Here is a 25936-nt window from a genome sequence, read left to right on the forward strand (position 1 = left end):
TATACCCCCTACTTTCCCTCTAATTTTATACGTGGATCTATAACACTGTATAAAATATCAACAATTAATATTGAAAGTATATAAAGAGCTGAGAAAAATACTGTTAAGCCCATTATAATGTTATAATCCTTAGCGTATATTGCATCAATTAGAGCATTTCCTATACCTGGTATAGCAAATATTCTTTCAATTACAACTGTACCTGTAATTATTGTAGCAATTTGAGGTCCTAATATTGTAATTATTGGTAATATAGCATTTCTTAAAATATGCTTTACTGAAATTGCAAAGGAAGATAATCCTTTTGCTTTAGCAGTTAATATATAATCTTGACTTATAACTTCTAAAACTGATGCTCTCATGTATCTTGCATATGTTGCAATTCCTCCAAAGCTTAAAGCTAATGTAGGTAGTATTACATATTTCATTTGTTGGAAAAATGGAGTTGAAGGATCGTACCATCCCGCAATAGGTATTCCACCTTTTCCACCAAAAGTTAGCTGTATTAATGTAGCTAGAACAAAACTCGGTATTGATACACCGAGTATTGCTATGAACATAACTACATAATCTATAGGAGTCTCTCTTTTAAATCCGGCTATAACTCCAAGTAACACTCCAACTATTAAACCAAAAGCAACTGATTGAAGACCTATTCTAACAGAAGGTGGAAAATTATCCTTCAATTTATCATTAACACTTATTCCTGGTGTTACAAATGAATCCCCTAAGTCTCCTTTTATTAAGTTTTTAAGATATATTACATATCTTTCAGTAACTGGTTTATCTAATCCATATTTAATTTCCATATTTTTTGCAACTTCTGCTGGTAACTTTTTTGCTTGAGATGTTACTGGATTACCTGGCATACTGTTCATCAAAAAGAATGTAGCAGTAGCTATGACAAACAAAGTAACAACCATTAAAGATAACCTCTTTAAAAGATATTTAACCATATAGTATCGCTCCTTAATATTTTGCTTATTCTTGAATTGATGTCCATCTTAATTGGTATGTTCCACCAAATTTAGGAAGTTGTAATCCCTTTACTTTTTTCTTTTGGAATGAGAACACATCCTTATAGTAAGTAGGTGTTACTGCTGGGTTATCAACAACTTCTATCTTTTCAATTTCCTTATACATTTGAAGTCTCTTGTTGTTATTTGTTTCATTGTCTAATTGTTTTAATAATTTATTTACTTTAGGATCATTATATTTACCAGTATTATTTGTATTTTTATTTCCAAATAAATCTAAGAATGTTATAGGATCATTAAAGTCTGCTCCCCATCCTGCACTTGCAATTTCATAATCTCCATTATCTGTCTTAGTTAAGAAATCTGAGAAATCTGCTGATGTAACTAATTCAATCTTAACACCAAGCTTCTTTTCCCATTGGTTTTGCATATATTCACCTTGGCTCTTTGCTGTTGCATCACTAGTTTGTAGTAAGAACTTAAAAGTATGTTTTGATGGGTCTGGATTTAATCCTGCCTCTTTTAATCCTTCAATTAATAATTTCTTAGGATCTTTATTCATAACAGCCTTTAATGGTTGCTCAACTTTATCACGATAATCAACATCACCAACAACAATTCCTTGTGGCACTAATCCATAAGCTGGAATACCTCTCTTTAATACGTCCTTTGTATATCCATCCCTATTAGAAGCAATTGATAATGCTAGTCTTACTTTAGGATTGTTTAAAGCTTTATTTTTACTCTTTAAATTATATTGTCCATAGAAAACTGATGGAGTTATATCTTTTATTTCATTCCATTTACCATCTTTTGCTCCCTCTTTAAGCTTGTTTAAGAATTCTCCTGTACCACTCATTACATCTAATTGATTGTTAGTAAACATTTGGAAAGCAGTACTTGGTTCTTTAACTACCATTAAATCTACTTTATTTAATTTTATATCTTTTTCATTCCAATAATTTGGATTCTTCTTTAATTCAATTTTTGATCCACGTTGCCAATTTGATACTGTAAATGGTCCACTATAAACAAGTTTTGATGGATCACTACCATATTTATCTCCTTGAGCTTTAACTATATCTTCTCTTTGTGGTGCTAAAGCTGGGAAAGCAACAAGTTGGTCAAAATAAGGTACTGGATTTTCTAATTGAACAACTAATGTATTGTTATCCTTTGCCTTTATTCCAATATCTTCAGCCTTTGCCTTTCCATTAAAATACTTTTCAGCATTTTTTACCTTAAATAAAAAGAATGCATATGATGATGCAACTTTAGGATTTAATAATCTCTTCCATGCATATTCATAATCTTTTGCTGTAAGTTCCTTTCCATCACTCCACTTTAGTCCTTTTCGTAAATGGAATGTGTAAGTCTTACCATCTTTACTCTTCTCAAATGATTCTGCTGCACCAGGTACAGGTTTGTTATCATTATATACAAGTAATGTTTCTTGTGTATTTTGTGCAATATTAAATGAAACTTCATCTGTTCCTTTTACAGAGTCCATTGTTTTTAACGCCCCAGATGTTAATTTTAATGTCTCTGAACCTCCAGATGATGCTGATTCATTTTTTCCTCCACATCCTACAAATAATGATGCAGTTAATCCAACTACAATCAATGCACTGATAATTTTTTTCATTTTCATTTTTAATGCCCCCTTTTTTTAAGTTATATTTTATCAAATATCTCCCTTAAAAATTATATATTTTTTGAAAATTTTTTATCCTGATATAATTCTTCTAAAATTTAGCCTAAATTTTTATCATCTTAACATATGTATTTCAACAAAATACACATGTATTTTCATTGTAAGTGTATCAATTTTAAAGTTATTTTTAATATAATATTTAATATATAATAAGTAAATTTAATACATAAATTCAAAATAATCGATTTCATTAAAATTATTTTCCAAATAAAAAAAATGTTATCTAATCCTTTTATATAAAGACTTTGATAACATTTAAATTTTATTTACTTTAATATTTTTACAATTAATACTTAAATAGTCATATTTATTTTTTACTTTTGTGTATTAATACACTTTTTGTAATTTTTTTCAATATATCGAAATATGAAGAAAGTAATCATATATTTTTTATTAAAATATTTATATAATATCAATATTTTAATGAAATTATATGATTTTATGGCCTTTTTGTGAAGTTTTGTTCATAAAGTTAACTTTTAATTCACATATTTAGTTTTTATTTTTATAATTTTTTATTATAAATTTTTATACTTTTATAATGATTAAGGTAAAGTAAAATTTTTCACTCGCTAAAAGGACTATCTAAGATAAATAACTTATTGAATAATTTATCTTAGATAGTCTATTATATGTTTTCTATATAATATTTTTATTTTACTTAAGAACTTTTTCCCATTCTTTATCTTCTAAATATTTTAATAATTGAGGTCTTAATTCATCTTTTCTTAAACCAAATTCAATTGTAGCTTGTAAAAATCCAAATTTATCCCCAACATCATATCTTCTTCCCTCAAAGTTATATGCATACATAGCTTCTTGAGATATTAAAGTTTTTAAAGCATCAGTAAGTTGAATTTCATTTCCCTTACCAGGCTTAGTATTTTCTAATATTTCAAATATTTGTGGAGTAATTATATATCTTCCAAGTATTGCTACATTAGAAGGAGCTTCTTCCTTCTTTGGTTTTTCAACTAGGTCCTTAACTTTATATACTCTATCTTCTATATGAATACCATCAACTATACCATATTTTGATACATCTTCCTCTGGTACTGTTTGAACTCCTAATATTGAAGTCTTATATTCTTCAAAACAATCCATAAGTTGTTTTAAACATGGTGTCTTACTATCAACAACATCATCTCCAAGTAAAACTGCAAATGGTTCATTGCCAACAAAAGTTTTTGCACAATGTATTGCATGACCTAATCCCCTAGGTTCCTTTTGTCTAATGTAATGGATATCAACCATGTCTGAAATATCTCTTACAAGTTCTAATAATTCAGTCTTACCTGACTTTTCAAGTTCAAGTTCAAGTTCAATAGATTTATCAAAATGATCTTCAATACATTTTTTATTTCTTCCTGTTATTATTAATATTTCTTCAATTCCTGATGCTATTGCTTCTTCTATAATAAATTGAATTGTTGGCTTATCAACTATTGGTAGCATCTCTTTTGGTTGTGCCTTTGTTGCAGGTAAGAATCTAGTTCCAAGTCCTGCTGCAGGTATTATCGCCTTTTTTACTTTCATTATTTATCACCTTCAACTAAAATTTTTGCCAAATATAAACTTTTATTAAAATTTACAATATAAATTGATTATATCATAATACATGCCTTTTTTTCCATTTAACATATTTATAATATAAATGGTATTTTTTTATCAATTTGTTATTAACCCTTTTGTTTATTTTAATATTTTCCATATTTTTTCGTAATTTTTTATTGATTTTTGTATATTTCAGTGATATTATAGTTGATATATTAATTTTAATTAATATTTAGAAGGAATCAAATAAGTTATTAACAAACTATTTGTTTTAATTATAATCTAGTATTTTTACTATATTAATAAGAAAGGATTGAAATTATGAATAAAAGAACAAAAGATTTTTTAGTAGTGGGATTTGCTTTATTTGCTATGTTTTTTGGTGCAGGTAATTTAATCTTTCCACCATTTTTAGGAAATATGGTTGGAAGTCAATATATTTTTGCAATAATTGGTTTCACATTAACAGGAGTTGGTGTTCCCCTACTTGCAATAATAGCATGTACAAAGGGAGATGGAACTTTTGAAACAATGGCTTCAAAAATAAGCCCAAAATTTGCAGTAATTTTTGCAACACTTTTATTTGTAGCAATTGGTCCAATGCTTGGAATCCCTAGAACTGCTGCAACTACTTACGAATTAACTATTCATCCTATAATACCTGGTATATCACCTCTTGTTTGGATGTTTATATATTTTGGAATAAATTTATTCTTCGTTTTTAGAAAATCAAGTATTATAGATACAATTGGTAAATTTTTAACTCCATGCTTACTTATTTTATTAGCAATAATAATTGTAAAAGGAATTATTTTCCCAATTGGTAATATTACTTCAACAGGTGCTACTTCAGTATTACCTCATTCTTTACTTGAAGGATATCAAACAATGGATGCTCTTGCCGCATTACTTTTTGCAGCTATAGTATCTGGTAATATATTAGCAAAAGGTTATAAAAATAAAGATTTAGTTCCAATGACAATTAAAGCTGGTGTTGTTGCTGCAATTGGACTAGCATTTGTATATGGAGGTTTAACTTTTATAGGAGCTCAAACTACAGCTTTAACTTCAGGAGAAGTTACAAAAACAGGTTTACTTCTATTAATATCTCAAAATATTCTTGGAAGTATTGGAACAATAATAATTGGAATAGCAATGGGACTTGCATGTCTTACTACTTCAATTGGATTAATAACAGCTGGATCTTCTTTCTTTGAGCAAGTATCTAAAGGAAAGTTACCTTATAAAGTTAATGCAATTATTATTTCAATTATAAGTATAGTAATTGGATGCCTTGGAGTTGACAATATAATAAAATTTTCAGGTCCAATATTAAATATTTTATACCCTGTTGCAATAACACTTATAGCAACTACTCTATTAGATAATATATTAACTAACCTTAATGCTGTAAGACTTGGTGTTTATACTTCTTTAGTATTTGGAATACTTGGACAAGTTCCTGGAATTAACTTAAGTTTCATTCCTCTTGCAAGTGTAGGTTTTGCTTGGTTACTTCCAACTTTAATAGCAATAGGAGTAGGTTACGTTATTTTTAGAAATAAATGTTTAGCTCCATCTGAAATGTAAATAAATACTAAAAAAATGGGTTGTATCAAAACTTTGTTTTGATATGGCCCATTTTTTCTATAACTTTACATTATTTATTAATAATGATAAAATTTCCATGGACATATTAGGGTAAAATACCAATAATAAAGGAGGCTATAATATGGCTATAAAATTAATTTGTATAGATATGGATGGTACATTATTAGATAATAACCACAATATATCAGAAGAAAATAAAAAAGCTTTACTTGAGGCTACAAAAAAAGGTATAGTTGTTGCAATAACAACTGGAAGACTTTTTGCATCTGCAAAATATTATTCTGATTTAATAGGAATTAATGCTCCAATAATTTCATCAAATGGTGCTTATATAAAGGAGAAGGACTCTTCTAAAGTTATATATGAAAGCACCCTTTCATTAGATGAATGTTTAGAAATATATAACATATCAAAAAAATATAAATTTGATTCATATTTTAATACATATAATACAACTATTTCTTCAAGTGAAATAAAAAAAGATCATGCTTATTCAATTACAAATGAATTAGTTAATGAAGAAGATAAAATTATTTTTAAAATAACTGATGACTTAACAGATATACTAAAAGAATATAACCATGATATATTAAAATTTATTGCAGTAGATCGTTCTGAAAAATATAGAAACGAGCTAAATGAAGCTAAAAATAAATTTATAAATCTTAATAAATATGAAGTAGTAAGTTCTGGATTACACAACTTTGAAATTATGAAAAAAGGAACTTCAAAAGGTACTGCTGTAAGTAAACTTGCAGAAATTTTAGGAATTTCAAGAGATGAAGTTATGTGTATTGGAGATAGCGAAAATGATTTATCTATGATTCAATATGCTGGTATTGGTGTTGCTATGGGTAACGGTATGGATTTATTAAAAAATGAAGCTCAATATATAACTGATACTAATGTAAATTCTGGAGTTGCAAAAGCAATAAAAAAATTTGCTCTTTAATTAAATATAAAAAAGTCTATTACAAAATAAAATTTATTTTGTAATAGACTTTTTCTTTTCTTTAAAATATCTAATATCTCAAATATACTTTTCTAGTTGTACATTAACCTTCCATTGATAACTTTTATTTACATTAAATACTTAAAATGGTATACTGTTATTGTATTTGTTAAATAATGGTTTAAGGAGATTAATATGAAATTTTTTAAAAATATGGCTACTTGGAAAAAAGTTATTTTAAGTTTTACTCTATTAGCTATATTATTTATAGGAGGAAGCTTTATCTATTTAAATTATCTATTAAATAAACCAACAAAAGTAACAATAAATAAAAATAACTTATCAGTAAATACAGAAATATCAAAAAATTTAGATACTAAAAAAGAAATAAAAAATATTGCTTTATTTGGGATAGATGCCCCTGAAGGTAAAAATGGTCGTTCAGATTCAATAATGATACTAACAATTGATAAAAAGAATAATGAATTAAAGCTTTCATCTATAATGAGAGATTCCTATTTAGATATTAAGGGTTATGGTAAGGATAAAGTAAACCATGCTTATGCCTTTGGCGGCCCAGAACTTGCAATAAATACATTAAATAGAAACTTAAATTTAAATATTGAAAATTTTATAACTGTTAATTTCACTACACTTCCAACTATAATTGACGAGCTTAATGGAATAGAATTAAATATTACAAAAGGTGATTTAAAATACCTTGGATCTTCTATTACAAAAACAGGACTTCAAAATTTAAATGGTGATGAAGCTTTAGCTTATTCTAGAATTAGGTATGATGGTGGAGATCAGATGAGAACTCAAAGACAAAGAAATGTTATAGATGCTATATTTAAAAAAGTTATTGCTATACCTGTTTCAAATTATCCTTCTATATTAAATGAATTATTACCATTTGTTAAAACTAATTTAAGTTCAAGTGAATTCATGGCAATTGGAAAAGATATAGCTTTTATGAAAATATCTAAAATAAAACAATACAGATTACCTTGTAATACTCATTCAAAAGGTAAAAATATTAATGGAGTATATTATATGACTTTTGATACAAATATTGAAAAAAAGGAGCTACATGATTTTATATACAACAAAAATTCTAAATAAAAATATTATTAACTAAGTATATATTATTGCTTGGTAATTTTAAATATAAAGTTACTAAGCATATTTTTTGAATTTTAATAGAACATATGTTCTATTTTCTTTCTAGTAAATTCCAATATATGCATATATATTAAGTATAAATATTAATTTTAATCTTATTTAAATAAAAGGGGGGACATCATATGTACGACATAAATTTAATAAAGTTAGCTAAAGAAAATGACTTTGAAGCAAAGGAAAAATTAATAATTAAATATTCTCCTATTATAAAAAAGCAAATAAAAAAATATTCTTTTATAGATTGTTATGATAATGAAGATCTTATGCAATATGGTATTATGTCTATACTTAAAGCTATTAATACCTTTGATATTGAAAAAAGCCCTTCCTTTTCATCTTATGTAAAATTTGCAATTTACAACAACTTTGCTTATCTTTGTAGACAAAATAATATTACAACCAAAGCTTCCAGCTTAAATATACAAACTGAAGAAGGTTCTGAAATTATAGATTTAATTGAAGATAAACTAACTGTTGAAGATATATTTATGAATAACTATGAGAATGAAAAACTTTTTAAAGCTTTAAATATGTTAGACTATGAAGATAGAAGGCTATTTAAATTCTTAATGTATAGTGGGGTTAAATGTCCTCTAAAAAGATACTCTGAAATCTATAATATAAAGTATTCAGCCTGTTTATATAAAAAAAGTAAACTATCAAAAACACTTAAAAATCTCCTATTAACACTATGAGTACTAAAAAGGCATTGAAAGAATAATTTATCTTTCAATGCCTTTTAATTTTATCTAAGTTAATAATATTCATTTTATTACTTTAGAATACTCCTAATATCTTCTTTCTAATATTTACCCTTCTGCCCAAAAATTCAACTAAATCACAATTAATTAAATTCTTAAAACTTTCCTCTAAAACTTCACTACAACCTTCATATTTGCTTATTATATTTCTTATTTTTTCCTCAGCTACTCTATTTTTATTTATAAAATTATATATTCTATTTTTCAAAATAATTTTTGAAACTTTTTTAATTTTACTACCATAATCGCCTTCTAAACTTTTAGCATCCAATATAAATAAACAGTTGGCATCAATAAAATCATTTATATTATTTACATCTTCAACTATAGATTTTAATTTTTCTGGATAAAGAATTATTGGTATATATCCATTTAATTGAATATCATATATCTTTTTAAATATACTTGGTAAATAATCTTCTTCTAAATCTAATAACTTATACATTTCAAAATTTATATTTTTATCATTAAATTCAATATTATTAGGATTATACATGTTTTTAATATCCATATCCTTTATTTTTATTACCTTTTTCATTTTACACTCCTCCTTCTTCAAATTTTATATACACTTAATTAATATTATTCACAATTTATTCATTTGATTATATCATCTTCCTTTTTACTTTGTCCACTTAATTTATATTAAACAAAGGGGATAGTTAAATTCTATCCCCTTTTGTGAAGTTATTCAATTTTTGGTCTTTTCTTTTCCTTTTATTTCTGGAACTTCTGGTAAATCATTTTTTTTTGGACTTTTAAATCTTTTACTATTCCATGAAGATTGTTGATCTTTCTTAGCCAATAAAATCTCCTCCTAACAAAATACTCCTAATAAGTTTTTGTATTTAAAGGATTTTTTATTCTAATAATATTCTTCTCTTATTAAGATTTTACTCCTATAATATTACTTTTGAATTACAAAAAAATTAATTTTAATTATATTTTATATAAGTATTAATTTTTATTGTGGAAGTACTGTAAATCTTAAAATAAATAATAAAGCCAGTATATATACTATAGGATGTACTTCCTTATATTTTCCTGTAACTATCTTTACTATTGGATAAAATATTATTCCTGCTGCTATTCCATTTGCTATGCTATAACTAAAAGGCATAATTGCTATTGTAAAAAATGCTGGAAGTGCCTCTGTAAAATCGCTAAAGTTTATTTTTGTTATTCCACCTATCATAAGAACTCCAACTATTACAAGCGCTGGTGCTGTAGCTTCTGCTGGAACTACTCCAACAAGTCCACCAAAAAATAAAGCTAAAACAAATAAAATTCCTGTTGTTAAAGAAGTAAGTCCTGTTCTTCCTCCTTCTGAAACTCCTGCTGTAGATTCTACATAAGTTACTACAGTACTTGTTCCAAGTGCTGAACCTACTGTTGTTGCAACTGCATCTGATAATAATGCTTTATGCATATTTTTAACTCTTCCATTTTTATCTACCATTTTTGCCTTTTGCGCTGTTCCTACTAGTGTACCTATTGTATCAAATAAATCAACTAAGCTAAAAGTAATAACTACCATAAATAAACTTGAAAATGCTCCAACTATTCCAGCCTTTCCAAGACCTAATAATCCTTTAAAATCAAAAGCAAATAAAGTTGGTGCAAGTGATGGTGGTGCACTTATAACATGTATTCCTGTTAAGTTAGTTACTCCAAGTGGAATACCAATTATTGTTGTAAGAACTATCCCAATAAGTATTGAACCTTTCACTCCTCTAGCCATCATTATAGCTGTTATAACTATCCCTACAAGAGTTAAGATTGTATGTGGGTTTGTAAAGTCTCCAAAACTAACTAATGTAGCTGGATTTGAAACTATTATTCCACCACTTTTAAATCCTATAAGAGCAATAAAAAGACCTATTCCTCCTGATATTGCAAGCTTTAAATTATTAGGTAAAGCATCAACAATCTTTTCTCTTATAGATGTTAATGTAATTATTATAAATAATAATCCTGAAATAAATACTGCTGCTAAAGCTTGTTGCCATGTATATCCTAAAGTTAAACATACACTATATGTAAAGAAAGCATTTAAACCCATTCCTGGTGCTTGAGCAAAAGGTAAATTTGCATAAAGAGCCATTATAAATGTTCCTATGGCTGCTGCTATACAAGTAGCACCAAATACTGAAGCTATAACTGGATCATTAATAGCTGAAAGTCCTGAATGAATTGCCGCCTCTCCCATTAACCCTTTTGAATTCATTCCAGCTTGCATTAAAATTGATGGATTAACAAATATTATATATGCCATTGTTATAAATGTTGTTATACCTGCTATAATTTCTGTTTTCACCGTTGTTTTGTTTTCTGTAAGTTTGAAAAATGAATCTAAAAATGATTTTTCTTTTTTGCTTTGCTCTTTTTTCATATGTTATTTTCCTCCTCTTTAGCTTAAATAATTTAATTGTCTAAAAAATAAAAAGATTCTATTTTAGATTTATGAGTAAATCCAAAATAGAATCTTTAAAATTACAATCTTAGATTCACCCATAGTCAGAGATTTATGGTACTCTGGTAGATACTCCCAAACCTTATTTTTGGGATTATACGGATGAACTATTCTTTTTACAGTTGAATATTATCACCATACACGAATATTGTCAATTAATTTTTATTTAATTTTAGTATATTTATAAAATTTTAAGGATATTTACTTTATTTTTCTAATTATAATTCGTTTTTTCTGTAAGCTGGAAAGAATTTTTCTACTTCACTAACATTTTTACTCTCACAAAGTTTTCTATAAATACCTTCATTCCAAATCTTTTTTCCTATATAAAAATCATAAAATGTATTTTTTGAAAAATTCTTTTTAAACTTATAAAGTCCATCTTCTAAAGATGAAGTCCTACCTCCTCCATAAAAAACTAATTCATATCCATTTTCTTTTCCCCAAAGAGTTACTGCATATCTTAATACATAAGTTGGAGATAAGGATAGATAATCAGTTAAACTTCCTGATAAATGAATATGAATTGTTTTATTTGAAAGAAAACAAAATTCTGATGCAATTACCTTATCTTTAAATATTGCTTTTACAATTACTATATTATCCCTAAACCTTTTTAAAATATTATTAAAATACTCTTTATCAAAATAGTAGTATTCTAAAGCATTATTTCTATCCATTGTTAAATAATATATTTCAATAAATTCATCTAAATTTTCAGGAGATTTTTCTACTTCAAAGGTTACCCCATCCTTTAAAGCTTTTTTAATTTTCCTTCTACAATTTTTGCAAAATTCACTTCCTATAGGATCTTCAAAATCCTTTAAATTAGTTCCTAAGGTTATTCTGTTTTTTTCTATATTATAAATTCTTTTAAAATCTAATGCATTTTTCTCTATTGGATGAAACCTTATAAATTCACTAACTATATTATTATCCATACAAAATTTAAAAAACTCTTTTTCATATTGATTAATAAGATTTTCCTTACTATGCTCATCACAATCTAAAATTATTGGGCCCCCATAACCATAAGGTGTTATTATATCATTATATATTTTTCCATTTATAACTATTGGAATCTTCCTTCTAATAAATATATTTTTTATTTTTCCAAAATTACATTCTAATTTAAAAGATTTTAAAATTCCACCTTCTATTTTTTCATATAGTCTTCCATAATCTTCATTGAAATATATATCTAAATCTTTTTTAGTCATTATTTCCCCTTATATTAAAATTGCTAAATAACTATTAAAGTAACTTTTCTATTTCTTTTACTATTCTTTTCATATCATTAATATCATATCTTTGATCGCAAGGAATACAAAGTATATGGTTATATACATACTCTGTATCATCATTAATTTTTGAAATTGGATACTTAGACATTGGCCATATTACAGGGCAATATATTTTTTTACTAGCTAGTTTACTTTGTATTTCTTCTCTACTTTTATCAATTAATACTGGAAAATATAAAGGCACTACTTCTAGTGTTATATTAGTTAATATAGGCTTTATATTTTTAAAGTTTTTAATATTTTCTAATAAAAACTTATAATTTAATTTTCTTTGCATTTTCATATACTCTACATTTAATCCATTATATATTCTCTTTGAAATAGGTGATATCTTATATATTGCATTCCATTCTTCCATTTCCATAATTCCATTTTCAAATAAAGCTCTAAATTCATTTTTTAAATCTTTATTTCCATTTTCCATATATAAGCTTTTCTTTTTAAAAGCTTTTAAATTATATTCCACTAACTTATTATTAGTATTTAAATTTTTATCTCCTTTAATTTCTATATCCTTACTAAAAAGAAATCCCCCATCTGGAATAGCCATCCACTTTCTTAAACTTCCCACTAAATAATTAGCCTCTTCCTTAGGAAAATTTGAATACATATCCTGAGTAATATCCTCTATAAGAACTATCTCACTTTCTCCTATTTTCTTTAAAATATGTCTTATATTTTTTAATGTATCAAAGCCAAAATATGAATGTACTAATATAATACTTGGTTTATTTTCATTTATTTTATTTACAAACTCATTTACATTTACTGTTAAATCCTTATTTATATCATAAAAGGAAACCTCAAAGCCTGCAGCTATAAATGGTTTTATTACAGTCTCACAAGTAAATCCAGGTAATAATGCTCTCTTTGCTCCATTTATCTCTTTTATTGCAAGCTTTATTGCATCTCTTCCTGAAGATAAATAGGCTTTGTATTTAAAATTTTCAGTTAATAAAACTTTTGGATTATTTTCATTTTTAAAATCTTTATAATCAAAAAAATAACTACCTATTTCTTTTCCCATAATCCCTCCTAATTTATTTAAATTTTATTAATTACATTTAATAATCAATATATTAAAATATTAGACTTTAGTTGAGTTTTTATTTTAGATAGCTAAACATTAAAATACTTTTTTATTTATATAAATAATTTTTTTATAATTTCTATAATTCTTACCATGTCCTTTTCAGTATTTTTTGTATCTGATGGTAAACATACTCCCCTATTAAAAATATCCTCTGCTATAGATTTCTTACCCTTTGTAAAAAACTTATACTTATTATATAAAGGTTGCATGTGCATTGGTTTCCATATTGGTCTTGCCTCTATATTTTCCCTTTCAAGAGCTAAAATTATATCTATTGGTTTAACCTTTGATTCTCTAGATAAAGTTATACAGCTTAGCCAATAATTTGGAGTCCCATAATCCTTTATAGGCATCATTTTAATATCAGAAATATCTTTAAATCCTTCTTTATAAGTTTCAAAAATTTCTTTTTTCTTTTTAATTCTTTCATTTAAAACCTTAAGCTGTCCTCTTCCAATTCCTGCAACAATATTACTTATTCTGTAGTTAAATCCTAATTCCTTATGCTCATAATGCCTTTCATTTTCTCTAGCTTGTGTACTCCAAAACTTAATTTTTTCAATTTTTTCTTTATCATTAGAAACAATCATTCCTCCACCAGATGTTGTTATTATTTTGTTTCCATTAAAAGAAAAAATACCAAAGTCTCCTAAAGTACCTGTTTGTATACCTTTATAAGTAGCTCCTAAACTTTCTGCTGCATCCTCTATTATTTTGCAATTATACTTATTGCATAACTTAATTATCTTATCCATATTTGCTGATTGTCCATAAAGATGAACTACAATTATAGCTTTAGGAAGTTTTCCTTCCCTTTCACATTCTAAAAAGGCTTTTTCAAGAGCATAAGGACACATATTCCAAGATTCTTCTTCTGAATCTATAAATATTGGTTCTCCACCTTCATAAATAATAGGATTACAACTTGCCGAAAAAGTAAGGGTAGAACATAAAATTCTATCCCTTCTTTTTATTCCAATAGCTTTAAGTGCCATATGAATAGCAGCCGTTCCAGAAATTAAGGCAGCTCCATATTTTATTCCTAAATATTTTGAAACCTCTTTTTCAAAATTATTTACATTAGGTCCAAGTGGTGCAATCCAATTAGAATTAAAGGCCTCTTTAATAAATTTTTCTTCATCCCCACCCATATGTGGAGATGAAAGAAATATTTTTTTATATTCCATATAACTTCCCCCATAGCATATACTTTATATTCTTTGTGCCATATCTATTTTTTCATCTTTAGATATATTTACATAGGTTGGTACTATTTCTTTTATCTTTACTCTTAAAGCTTTTTCATCCTCATTTAATGTAATAGTTAATAAATCTTCTATATCTCTCTTTATATCATTAATATTAAATTTTGAAGGTTTTCCTATAAATATACTTTTATTTTTTGTAGCTTTTAACCCTTCCTCCTTCATAAGAAGTTCCTCATATAATTTTTCTCCAGGTCTTAATCCAATCTCTTCTATATCAATATCTCTATTAGGTTCAAATCCAGAAAGTTTAATAAGTTTTTTTGCTAAATCATATATTTTAACTGGACTTCCCATATCAAGAACAAATATTTCTCCACCTTTTGCATAAGCTCCAGCTTGAAGTACAAGTTGTGCAGCCTCAGGAATTAACATAAAATATCTTGTTATATCCTTATGAGTTATAGTAACAGGGCCTCCAGATTTTATCTGCTCTTTAAAAAGTGGAATAACTGATCCATTACTACCAAGAACATTTCCAAATCTAACAGCAACAAATTCTGTTTTACTTGAATTATTCATACCTTGAACTATCATTTCACAAAGTCTTTTAGTTGCTCCCATTATATTAGTTGGATTTACTGCTTTATCTGTAGATATAAGTACAAATCTACTTACTCCATATTTACTAGAAACTTCACAAGTATTTAATGTACCAATAACATTATTTTTTATAGCTTCTTCTGGATTTCCTTCCATTAAAGGAACATGTTTATGTGCTGCTGCATGAAATACTACATTAGGTTTATATTTCTTAAATATCTTTTCCATTCTATTTTTATCTCTAACTGAAGCTATAATTATTCTTTTATTTAACTCTTTAAAATTTCTAGTTAACTCATTTTGCAAATCATATACATTGTTTTCATATATATCTAAAATAAGAAGTAATTTAGGTGAAAATTTAGCTATTTGCCTGCAAAGTTCTGAGCCAATGGATCCCCCTCCGCCTGTAACTAAAACTATTTTATCTTTTATATAATTTTCTACTCCACTTTTATCTAAAGTTATTTCTTCTCTCCCAAGTAAATCTTTAAAATCCACATCTCTCATTTTATTAATATTAACTTGACCTTGAATATTTTCATAAATTCCAGGTAATATTTTAACCTTTGCCTTTGTTTCACTACATATTTCTATAATTTCTTTTTTATCTTTAGCTGATATTTTAAAAATAGCAATTAAAATAACTTCTATATTTTCTTTCTCTACAATATTCTTTATATCATTTCTATTTCCAATTACTTTTATTCCTCTTAAAATTTTCCCAAGCTTTTTTTTATCATCATCTATAATTGCTACAGGAATCATATTTCTTTCTTCATTATTAAATATCTCTTCTATAACCATCTGACCACAATATCCTGCACCTATAATTAAAGTCTTTTTCTTGTTTTCATAATTTTTTATTTTTTTATATAAAGATAATCTAGTAATTATTCTATAAGATAACCTTGCTCCCATAATTAAAATAAATATTATAATAGAGCTAATTATTATTACTGAATTAGGTATACCTTTATGAAATACTACATTGTAAATTAAATTTAAACTTCCTCCAATTAAACAAGCAGTAGCCCCTTTGATAAATTCATCAATTCCAGCACTACTCCATATACTTTTATACATATTAAAAAAATATAATGGCACAAAATATAAAAAAAATAAAATTAGAACAACTTTTAGGTAGTTATTTAAATATATGTTAGGTATATTCAAATCAAATCTTAAATAAAAGCTAAAAAGATATGCTAAGTTTATTAATATAAAATCTATAAAAAATAAAATTGGCAATTTAAATTTATTTAATAAATTCATTTTTATTCTCCATAATAAGCATAATAGCTTTCTCTATTCTTCTCTCTTCCATTTAAAACAGCTCCTAAAATTTTTGCATTAACTTTATCTAAAATAGATTTTGCTGAAGCTAATGTTTCTACCTTTGTTTTTCCTGCTCTAACAACTATTAATGTCCCATCAACTTTGGTAGATATAATTTGAGCATCTGTAACTGCAAGTATTGGAGGACTATCTATTATAATTAGATCATATATTTCTGAAAGTTTTTCTAAAAGCATATCCATAGTCATTGATCCAATCATTTCTGATGGATTTGGAGGTGTTTTTCCTGAAGGGAGAATATCTAGGTAATCAGAATATTTTATAATTGCATTTTCTAAGTTTCCCATATTAATAATTACATCAGAAAGTCCTATATTATTTGATATTTTAAATTTTTTATATATACTAGGTTTTCTTAAGTCACAATCTATTATTAATGTTTTCTTTTTATCTTGTGCAAAAACTATAGCAAGATTTCCAACTGTAGTTGATTTTCCTTCACCAGGTTCTGAACTAGTTATAAGTATTCTCTTAATCTTATTATCAAAAGACGAATATTGAATATTAGTTCTTAATGCTCTATAATCTTCAGCTACTTGTAAATTTGGATTTTTATCTAGTATAATCATTATTTATTTCTCCTCTTTTTATTTTCTTTTATTTTGCTCACACTATTTTTTAAATTTGGTATATCTCCTAATATTGCAATATCATTAATATCTTCCTTTGTTTTTATAGTGTTATCCATAAAATCTAATATAAGTACTAACCCAATACTAATCATTATTCCCAAAATAAATGCTATAGATATATTAACCATCTTATTAGGACTTACAGGTTCAAGTGGTATTTTTGCCTTTTGTATAACTTGAATATTTCCCATAGGAATTAGTTTTTTTGATTGTTCAGTAAACTTACTAATCAATCCATTTACAAATTTAAGTGCTGTATTTCTATCTTCATCTATATACGCTACTTCAATTATTTGAGTATCTTCCCTTGGAATAACCTTTAAATTTTTATACACATCTTTATCTTCTATATATATTTTTTCTGAATCTAATGCATCATTAATTAGATCTTCTGATTTCATAATTTCTGCATATGTAGTTAAAAGTCTTTTGTACATTTCTACATCGCTACTATCATATTCTTTATTTAAACTTCCTTCCTTTCCAATGAATAGTTTAGCTTTAATTTCATACTTAGGTGTTATTACAAAAAAACTAATTAATGCTGTAACTACTGTAATTAATGCTGTAATTCCAATAATTAGTTTTAATTTTTTCTTTAAAATAGAAATAATTTTTCTTATATTTATATTTTCTTCATTCACTATAATCCTCTTCCCCCTTTTTAATTAAATTATTCTATATGGATATATAATATTTATTCAATCTTCAATTAATTAATTACTTTTAATTTTATTTAGATAAATTTTTATAAAAAAATAAGCTAGAAACTAAATTTCTAACTTGTAAAACTTATAATTCTATTCTAATATTTCTTTTAAACACATTTCCCAACCAGAATTTTTTATTATTAGATTTTCTCTTTCTAACACTAATGGTTTATTTTTTTTTATAAACTTTTCCATAAGATATGCCAATTCCATAGAATTAAATGGATTAAAATAGTATGCATTTTTATACTCACCTAATACTTCCCGTGAAAATTCGCAATTTGAAGCTAATATTATAGTTCCTACTTTTCTACTTTCAAGTAATGGCAATCCTACAGTTTCTATATAAGATGGAAATATTAATATACTATTCTTATAAATATCGTATACGTTATTTATATTTAAATTGCCCATGGCATATATGTTACTTAAATTTCTATTTAATTCATCTGGATTTATTGTAAGGATTACTTTAAAATTATTTATCCCTTTATCATTTAATATTTTACATGCCTCAAATATACAATTATGATTTTTATATATTTCATTTGATGCTGGATAAAAAAATAAATTATCCTTTATTTTAATTTTATCATCATTAATATTTTCAATTTTAATGTCTGGTAATATATCTACTACCTTTGTTTTATCTAAATTTGAATACTTTTCTATTTCTTTTTTCATCCATTTAGTTTGAACTATAACTTTATCAGATACACCAATAGACTTTTTTATAATCCAACCTATTATATATTGGTAAATAGCTAGAATTCTTTCTTTTGATTTGAAAAATGAAAATTTTTTAGATTTTTGGAAGGGTATAGATTGATGTATATATAGTATTTGAGGAATTTTTAATCCAAATATTGCTGTATTCTGAAGAGATACCACTCTATCTACCTTAAGATTATTTATTAATTTTTTTCCTGATATATAGTCAAACTTTAACCTTTTTAACCAAGATTTTTTAATATCTTTTCTAACTATTATTTTTATTTTTTCTGTCTCTTTTAAATAGTCATCACCAATTAAAAAAATCCATTCGTTTCCTATATCATTTTCTTTTATATACTGATAAAATTCCTTTAATATTGTTAATGCACCACCATTACTTGCTGCTATATCATTTACTAAAATCCTCATTATTTTCTCCATAAAAATTTATTTATTATTGAAGTATATCCTTGGATAATATTTATAACTTTAGTAGATACATTGCAATCATTATAATCATTAACTTTAACTATTTCCTCATTATTACCTTTTTCTTTTGTTATAACTTCAATAGATTGAGTTATACTATTAAAATTTATTCCACCTAATATAAATGATCCTTTATCAACAGATTCTGGTCTTTCTGTACTTGTCCTTATTGATACTGCTGGAAATCCTATAATATTTGATTCTTCTGCAAGAGATCCTGAATCTGAAAGAACGCAAAAAGACTCTTTTTGTAGTTTATTATAATCATAAAATCCAAATGGTTTTAATTGTCTTATATTTTTATGAAATTTGACATTACTTTCTTTAATTTTTTTCCAAGTTCTTGGGTGTGTTGAAAATATAATCTGCATATTATATTTTTCTGAAATAAAATTTAATGTTTTTATTAAATTATTAAAGTTACTATCATTATCTATATTTTCTTCTCTATGAGCGCTAACTAATATAAATTTTCTTTTTTCAAGATTAAGTCTTTTAAGAACATCGCTTTCATCAATTTTATTTATATATCTTTTAAAAACTTCTGGAAGAGGTGAACCTGTAACAAATGTATACTCTCTTCTCATTCCTTCTGCTAAAAGATATCTTCTTGCATGTTCTGTATAAGCTAAGTTAACATCGCTTGTTACATCAACTATTTTTCTATTTATTTCTTCTGGAACATTTTGATCAAAACATCTATTTCCAGCTTCCATATGGAATACTGGAATTTTTAATCTTTTAGCTGAAATAGCACTTAAAGAACTATTAGTATCTCCAAGGATTAATAATGCATCTGGTTTTTCTTTAACTAAAATATCATAACTTGTTGCTATAATATTCCCCATAGTTTCCCCTAAATTATTTCCTACAACTCCTAAATAATAATCTGGTTTCCTAAGTTCTAATTCTTCAAAAAATATATCATTTAATGTATAATCCCAATTCTGCCCTGTATGAACTAATATATGATCAAAATACTTATCACATTTTTTTATAGTTTCTGAAAGCCTTATTATTTCAGGTCTAGTTCCAACTATAGTCATTAATTTTAAACTTCTCATAAATAAATTACCCCTATTTTCTTAAACATTATATATCAATGTTAATATTCATATTTCTATACAAATATATTTCATCTTTATTAAATATACTTATATATTTATAATCTAAAATATTTTTACTAAAATATGATCCTTGTTCTAAAAAGCTTTTTGTATCTTTTATATATATACTGCTACAAATAATAATATAAAAAGCTACGCAAACAGTTCTTTTCGATAAATTTACTCCTTTTAAATAAGTTAATAAATTGGGTATAAGTATTACTTCAATTATAGAAAAATACTCTGTTAATCTAGACATAATATTAATTCTACAAAAAATAAAATATATAATTAATCCTATATAAACTAAGTATATTTGAAGCTTTTCAAATTTTCCTACACTATTCTTTTCAGAGTTTACATAAAGATATATAATAAACATCAATATTAATACTCTTAATAAAATTGCTAATATTTTTACTTCTTCTGGCTTATAATTTATATTAAATAAAGTTACAATCAACCCTTCACCTTGAAATAAAAATATAGTTATAGCTGTAAATAAAAAAAATATATTTAATTTTGTTTTATGAAATAAAAATTCTATTTTATTATTAATTAACACTATAATTAATGTTATTAAAATAGATTTATGAAATAAGGCTGCAAACATTATTGCTATAATATATTTTTTAATTTCTTCATTTTTTAGATATTTATAAAATGCATAAATAAAAATACTTAGTGCTATTCCTTGCCTTATTGCACTATTAATATATATTTGATAATATATAGAATAAAATACAAATAAAGATAAAATTCTATTTTTTGAATTACTAATTATCATGTAAGTTACTAAAGCTATCATTATAAATGAAATAATCATTATAAAACCTTCAAAACTTATTCCAAGTTTCTTACTTATTCCCATAAAAATTCTATATCCTATATCCATATGGTTATTGAATTTTATACTATTAATTACGCCTACTTGGTTAACCTTATAATAATTTAAATAGGCAATATAATCGGTACCAGTTCCATATCTAAACATACTTAAAATAAGAATAATAAAAGTAAATATAAAAAAAATTATTTTACTATTTTTTTTGTAAATTGTACTAAAAAAAGCTATATACCCCATAATAATTAATATAGCTAAAAATATCATAAATTTATTTTATACCTCCCTAAAATAAGTATCAGGTATATCTTTATCAAATATTTCGTTTACCCACATAATAGTTACCAAATCATTTTTTCCCGTATTTATTATATTATGGGTATATCCAGCAGGGATATCTATAACTTCTAATTTTTCACCTGAAACCTTATATTCTACAATTTCCTCACTATAAATTTTTCTAAGTTTAATTACTCCTTCTCCAGAAAGGACTAAAAACTTTTCATTTTTACTATGATGCCAATGATTCCCCTTTGTTATTCCAGGCTTAGATATATTTACTGATACTTGTCCTCTATCCTCTGTTTTTAAAAACTCAGTAAATGATCCTCTATTATCTATATTCATTTTTAACGGATAAGAAAATTTTTCTTTTGGTATATAACTAAGATAAGTACTATATAACTTTTTAGTAAACTCATCTTTCATATTAGGAATCATTAAATTTTTTCTGCTTTCTTTAAAGGATTTTATTAAATTAACTATATCTAAAATAGTAGAATTATATTCAACATCAATATTTAAATATCCACTAATAGAATTTTCATCTTCAATAATATTTATAATATTTCTTACAACATCATCTATATATACAAGTGTCATTTTTTTGTTAGGATCAGATATCCATATATTTTCTCCCTTAGCTATATTGTTACAAAAGGTAGCTATTGCTGAATTATAATTAGGTCTGCACCACTTTCCAAATACATTAGGAAGTCTAAATATAAATATTTTAGCTCCAGTTTCCATGCTATATTTTATTAAAACCTCTTCAGCAATTTTTTTGCTTTTTCCATAAGGATTATCTAATTCTGCTTGTATTGAAGAAGTTATAAGTACTCTAGTATTTTTATTATTTCCCTTCAAAATATTTGCTATACACTCTGTTAAATTAGCATTTCCCTCCATAAATTCATCTTCACTTTTTGGTCTATTAATGCCAGCTAAATGAATAATAAAATCTGAATCTAAAACACTTCTAGTCAATTCTTCCCTTGAATTATCTTTATCAATTTCCAAAATTTCATATTTATATTTCTTCTTATTAAATTCCTTTAAAGTAGCAATAAGATTTTTCCCAATAAATCCTTTTGCCCCTGTAACAAGAATTTTCATTATCTATTCCTCCAAGCTTCTAATTCTTTTTTTATATAATTTAAAGTAAGTAATTTTTTCTTTACTTCATAAACATTAAGAATATTTGTGTTATCAGAGTTATATTCAGAAACTAAACCTATTTTTCTATCACCTTTATTGAAATATTTGTCATAATTTAAATCCCTCTTATCAGCTGGAACTCTATAAAAACTTTCCATATCTATTGCATTATAAGCTTCCTCTTTAGTTAATAATGTTTCATACATTTTTTCACCATGTCTTATTCCAATAACCTTTACTTCATTATCTACATTAAATAATTCCTTTAATGCTTTAGCCAGCACTCCTACTGTACATGCTGGAGATTTTTGAACCATTATATCTCCTGGCTCTGCATTTTCAAAAGCAAACATAACAAGTTCAACAGCCTCTTCTAAACTCATAATATATCTTGTCATATTTGGATCTGTAACTGTAAGTGGCTGTCCACTTTTTATTTGTTCTATAAATAAAGGAATAACTGATCCTCTTGAGCACATAACATTTCCATATCTCGTCCCACATATTAATGTTTTGTTTTTGGGTACTGTTTTAGATTTAGCTATAAATATTTTTTCCATCATTGCCTTTGATGTTCCCATTGCATTTACTGGATATGCAGCCTTATCAGTTGAAAGACAAACTACTTTTTTTACTCCTTCTAAAATAGCTTCTGTAAGTAAATTTTCAGTTCCTATTATATTTGTTCTTACAGCTTCCATAGGAAAAAATTCACATGATGGTACTTGCTTTAGTGCGGCGGCATGAAATACATAATCTACATTATATATTGCATTCCTTATACTTTCAGAACTTCTTACATCTCCAATAAAAAATTTTATTTTATCACTTTTGTATCTCTTTCTCATATCATCTTGTTTTTTTTCATCCCTTGAAAAAATTCTTATCTCTTTTATATCTGTATCTAGAAATCTTTCTAATACTGCATTTCCAAAGGAACCAGTTCCTCCAGTTATTAATAAAGTTTTACCATTAAACATATATTTTTTCTCCCTCATTAAAATGATCTTCTAATATAGTTATAGATTTTTTTACATTAAAATTTTCTTCTAAAAATCTACGTCCATTTAATCCAATATCTTTCAATTTCTCTTTGTTAATATAAAAATATTCTATACTTTCTTTAAAACTATCAATATCATTTGAATAACACCACTTACCACATTTTGCTTCTTTCTCAATTAATTCTTTAATATCTGTATTTTTATCTGTACAAGCAAGTATAGGCATCCCTTTATCCATATAAGATAATGTTCTAGATGGATAATTAGGTATTGTAAATCTGTAATCAAGAGATAAAATCCCAACATCACATTCTTTTATTAAGTTCTCATATTTTTCCTTTGGTAATCTGTCTATAAAAGTAATATTTTTTGTTTTACTTGCAAAACTTTTAACATCTTCCTTTTCACTTCCATCTCCAACTATAAAAAAATAAGCTTTATCATAGTTTTCTATACTCTTTATCCCTTTCATTAAAAAAGATAACCCTTGAGGTTTACCTAAATTACCTCCAAAAACATATAGTATGCAATCATCTTTAACTCCGTATTTTTTTCTGTATTCTAAAGAAGTATTATCTTCTAAATTTGAAATATTTATTGTATTTGGAAATACTTCAACCTTTTCTTCATTTATTTCCTTATTATTTTCAAGTAAATACTTCATATTCTTTTTAGACATACATCCTATAAAATCTGATAATTTATATAATTTCTTTTCTTTTTTTCTAAAAAACTTATGGATAATTCCCTTATCTTTAAATAATCCAATATCAATTGCATTTTGTGGAAATATATCCTTTAACATTAAGTAAGTTTTACAATTATACTCTTTTTTTAAGTATTCAATTACATTTGCAAAAGTTACTGGTGGAGTTGCATAGAGTATTAAATCAAAATTTTTATCTTTTAAATATTTTTTAATTCCTTTTTTAAACTTTTTTTCTATTAATATGTTGTTAATTCCTTTTTTTATAAAATTAACTCCAAAAAGATTTCCAACTTTAATTCTAAGGACATTAATATTATTTTCTTTTAAAAAAATAGTTTTATTTAATACTCTTGCTTCATTCGCCATAACAAGAGTAATATTATGACCTCTTTCTTTTAATCCATTTATTAAATCTTGATATAGACCTCTTTCTTTTAAATTTAAATTAGAAATTGTTAAGTATAAAATATTCATATTTCCATCCTTTTAATTTAAACTTTACTTTATTAATACAAAATCATGTTTTATCATATATTTATTTTCTTCATATTCTCCAACTCTAGATTTATTTTTTCTTCCTTTTATATTATTAAATATAAATTTAGGATAATTTTCCTTACATTCATAAGCTAAAGGATATCCTCCTCCAAATCTTGGGTTTATCTCAGATATTATCCAGCCTCTATCTGTTTTAAACACATCTATATCTAAAACACCCTTTAAATTAAGTTTTTTTACTAATCTAGAAATTTCCTCAAATAAAACTTTATCCTTTATAGAGACTGCCTTATCTGTTTCTCCTGACCTCATTTTTATTTTTTTCTTTATGAAAATAGAAATTACTTCATTAGATATTAGATCAACATAGCAATCTACTCCATATTCTTCTCCATTTATAAATTCTTGAAGTATAGTATCTGGATATAATTTAAACAATAACTCTAGAAACTCCATATCATTAACTTTATTTATTCCTAAGCTAGCACTTCCTTTTCTAGGTTTTACAAAAACAGGAAAATCTATTTTTTTATCATTATAGTCTCTTTTAAATTTATTTAATGATTTATATGTCTTAGCATATTTGAATTCATTATCTTTTAAAAACTTAGCAAATTCATATTTATCAAAACAAAGTTCTGTTGACTCATAATCTGATCCAATTATCTTAACTCCTATTTCAGCAAAAGCTTTCTTATTTTTTGATAATAAGCTTAACTCTGGATCTATTAATGATAATATTCCTTCTATTTTTTCTTTCTTGCATATTTCTAATAATTTTTTTATATAATTTTTGCTAGTTATTCTTTCTGTTATATAATGTTTATTAGCCAAATATAATGTTGGTGCTAATTCATCACAATCTGTGACAACTATATTCCCAAAGCCTTTAAATTCCTCTTTAAAATATTTTATTAATTGTGTTCTTCTACCAGAACTTGTTATTAAAATATTCATATACCCCTCCCCGAAATTAGTTAAACAAATATAAATTTCTTCTTT

General features: G+C 25.3%; 22 protein-coding genes and 1 riboswitch. Of the genes, 4 read left to right on the forward strand and 18 right to left on the reverse strand.

The features are described from left to right. Window positions 1-8: 8 nt before the first annotated feature. The 3 genes from J2S18_RS13940 to galU all read right to left on the reverse strand — a co-directional run bounded on the left by J2S18_RS13940 (window position 9) and on the right by galU (window position 4227). Window positions 9-956, reverse strand: a complete 948-nt coding sequence (locus J2S18_RS13940; protein ID WP_307487689.1) for an ABC transporter permease — start codon at window positions 954-956, stop codon at window positions 9-11. A gap of 25 nt (window positions 957-981) precedes the next feature. Next, window positions 982-2628, reverse strand: coding sequence for a peptide ABC transporter substrate-binding protein (locus J2S18_RS13945; protein WP_307487691.1), 1647 nt, complete (start codon window positions 2626-2628; stop codon window positions 982-984). Between the two features lie 720 nt (window positions 2629-3348). Beyond that, window positions 3349-4227 (reverse strand): UTP--glucose-1-phosphate uridylyltransferase GalU, encoded by an 879-nt coding sequence (gene galU, locus J2S18_RS13950; protein ID WP_307487693.1) that lies wholly within the window; start codon window positions 4225-4227, stop codon window positions 3349-3351. A gap of 339 nt (window positions 4228-4566) precedes the next feature. On the opposite strand from galU, the gene brnQ reads away from it, so the two are divergent. The 4 genes from brnQ to J2S18_RS13970 all read left to right on the forward strand — a co-directional run bounded on the left by brnQ (window position 4567) and on the right by J2S18_RS13970 (window position 8688). Then, the gene (gene brnQ, locus J2S18_RS13955; protein WP_307487695.1) at window positions 4567-5835 is read left to right on the forward strand and encodes a branched-chain amino acid transport system II carrier protein; all 1269 of its coding nucleotides are present in this window, start codon (window positions 4567-4569) and stop codon (window positions 5833-5835) included. Between the two features lie 142 nt (window positions 5836-5977). Further along, a complete protein-coding gene (locus tag J2S18_RS13960; protein ID WP_307487696.1) occupies window positions 5978-6808 on the forward strand; it encodes a Cof-type HAD-IIB family hydrolase in 831 nt (276 codons plus the stop codon). 195 nt (window positions 6809-7003) lie between these two features. Continuing rightward, window positions 7004-7933 carry an LCP family protein gene (locus tag J2S18_RS13965; RefSeq protein ID WP_307487697.1) on the forward strand — a complete coding sequence of 310 codons (930 nt, stop codon included), beginning with the start codon at window positions 7004-7006 and terminating at the stop codon, window positions 7931-7933. 182 nt (window positions 7934-8115) lie between these two features. After that, the gene (locus tag J2S18_RS13970; RefSeq protein WP_307487699.1) at window positions 8116-8688 is read left to right on the forward strand and encodes a sigma-70 family RNA polymerase sigma factor; all 573 of its coding nucleotides are present in this window, start codon (window positions 8116-8118) and stop codon (window positions 8686-8688) included. A gap of 82 nt (window positions 8689-8770) precedes the next feature. On the opposite strand, the gene J2S18_RS13975 is transcribed toward J2S18_RS13970, so the two are convergent. The 15 genes from J2S18_RS13975 to J2S18_RS14045 form a co-directional block, all read right to left on the reverse strand. Beyond that, complete coding sequence (locus J2S18_RS13975; protein ID WP_307487700.1) at window positions 8771-9292, reverse strand: CpsB/CapC family capsule biosynthesis tyrosine phosphatase; 522 nt, start codon at window positions 9290-9292, stop codon at window positions 8771-8773. Between the two features lie 426 nt (window positions 9293-9718). Further along, window positions 9719-11146, reverse strand: coding sequence for an NCS2 family permease (locus J2S18_RS13980; protein ID WP_307487701.1), 1428 nt, complete (start codon window positions 11144-11146; stop codon window positions 9719-9721). A gap of 102 nt (window positions 11147-11248) precedes the next feature. Beyond that, window positions 11249-11349: riboswitch (purine riboswitch) on the reverse strand. 96 nt (window positions 11350-11445) lie between these two features. Continuing rightward, entirely contained in the window at window positions 11446-12447 is a 1002-nt protein-coding gene (locus J2S18_RS13985) for a GNAT family N-acetyltransferase (RefSeq protein WP_307487703.1), read from the reverse strand. Window positions 12448-12481: 34 nt separating this feature from the next. Beyond that, on the reverse strand, window positions 12482-13558 hold the full coding sequence (locus J2S18_RS13990) for a DegT/DnrJ/EryC1/StrS family aminotransferase (protein WP_307487705.1): 1077 nt from the start codon (window positions 13556-13558) through the stop codon (window positions 12482-12484). A 116-nt stretch (window positions 13559-13674) separates the two neighbouring features. Further along, the gene (locus J2S18_RS13995) at window positions 13675-14811 is read right to left on the reverse strand and encodes a DegT/DnrJ/EryC1/StrS family aminotransferase (protein ID WP_307487707.1); all 1137 of its coding nucleotides are present in this window, start codon (window positions 14809-14811) and stop codon (window positions 13675-13677) included. 24 nt (window positions 14812-14835) lie between these two features. Then, window positions 14836-16707 (reverse strand): polysaccharide biosynthesis protein, encoded by a 1872-nt coding sequence (locus J2S18_RS14000; protein ID WP_307487708.1) that lies wholly within the window; start codon window positions 16705-16707, stop codon window positions 14836-14838. 2 nt (window positions 16708-16709) lie between these two features. Continuing rightward, on the reverse strand, window positions 16710-17360 hold the full coding sequence (locus J2S18_RS14005; protein ID WP_307487709.1) for a CpsD/CapB family tyrosine-protein kinase: 651 nt from the start codon (window positions 17358-17360) through the stop codon (window positions 16710-16712). Then, window positions 17360-18067, reverse strand: a complete 708-nt coding sequence (locus J2S18_RS14010) for a YveK family protein (RefSeq protein WP_307487711.1) — start codon at window positions 18065-18067, stop codon at window positions 17360-17362. The genes J2S18_RS14005 and J2S18_RS14010 overlap by 1 nt, the downstream gene beginning before the upstream one ends. 156 nt (window positions 18068-18223) lie before the next feature. Beyond that, on the reverse strand, window positions 18224-19276 hold the full coding sequence (locus J2S18_RS14015; RefSeq protein WP_307487713.1) for a glycosyltransferase: 1053 nt from the start codon (window positions 19274-19276) through the stop codon (window positions 18224-18226). Then, on the reverse strand, window positions 19276-20400 hold the full coding sequence (wecB, locus tag J2S18_RS14020; protein WP_307487715.1) for a non-hydrolyzing UDP-N-acetylglucosamine 2-epimerase: 1125 nt from the start codon (window positions 20398-20400) through the stop codon (window positions 19276-19278). The genes J2S18_RS14015 and wecB overlap by 1 nt, the downstream gene beginning before the upstream one ends. A gap of 28 nt (window positions 20401-20428) precedes the next feature. After that, a complete protein-coding gene (locus tag J2S18_RS14025; RefSeq protein ID WP_307487716.1) occupies window positions 20429-21553 on the reverse strand; it encodes an EpsG family protein in 1125 nt (374 codons plus the stop codon). A gap of 9 nt (window positions 21554-21562) precedes the next feature. Further along, on the reverse strand, window positions 21563-22681 hold the full coding sequence (locus tag J2S18_RS14030; RefSeq protein WP_307487717.1) for a polysaccharide biosynthesis C-terminal domain-containing protein: 1119 nt from the start codon (window positions 22679-22681) through the stop codon (window positions 21563-21565). Beyond that, window positions 22681-23703 carry a polysaccharide biosynthesis protein gene (locus J2S18_RS14035; RefSeq protein WP_307487719.1) on the reverse strand — a complete coding sequence of 341 codons (1023 nt, stop codon included), beginning with the start codon at window positions 23701-23703 and terminating at the stop codon, window positions 22681-22683. Before J2S18_RS14035 ends, J2S18_RS14030 begins: the two co-directional genes overlap by 1 nt. Continuing rightward, window positions 23696-24910 carry a glycosyltransferase family 4 protein gene (locus J2S18_RS14040; RefSeq protein ID WP_307487720.1) on the reverse strand — a complete coding sequence of 405 codons (1215 nt, stop codon included), beginning with the start codon at window positions 24908-24910 and terminating at the stop codon, window positions 23696-23698. The genes J2S18_RS14035 and J2S18_RS14040 overlap by 8 nt, the downstream gene beginning before the upstream one ends. Before the next feature lie 24 nt (window positions 24911-24934). Continuing rightward, window positions 24935-25891, reverse strand: a complete 957-nt coding sequence (locus J2S18_RS14045; RefSeq protein ID WP_307487721.1) for an ATP-grasp domain-containing protein — start codon at window positions 25889-25891, stop codon at window positions 24935-24937. Between the last annotated feature and the right edge of the window lie 45 nt (window positions 25892-25936).

This window comes from Eubacterium multiforme, assembly GCF_030813415.1.
GTDB lineage: Bacteria > Bacillota > Clostridia > Clostridiales > Clostridiaceae > Clostridium > Clostridium multiforme.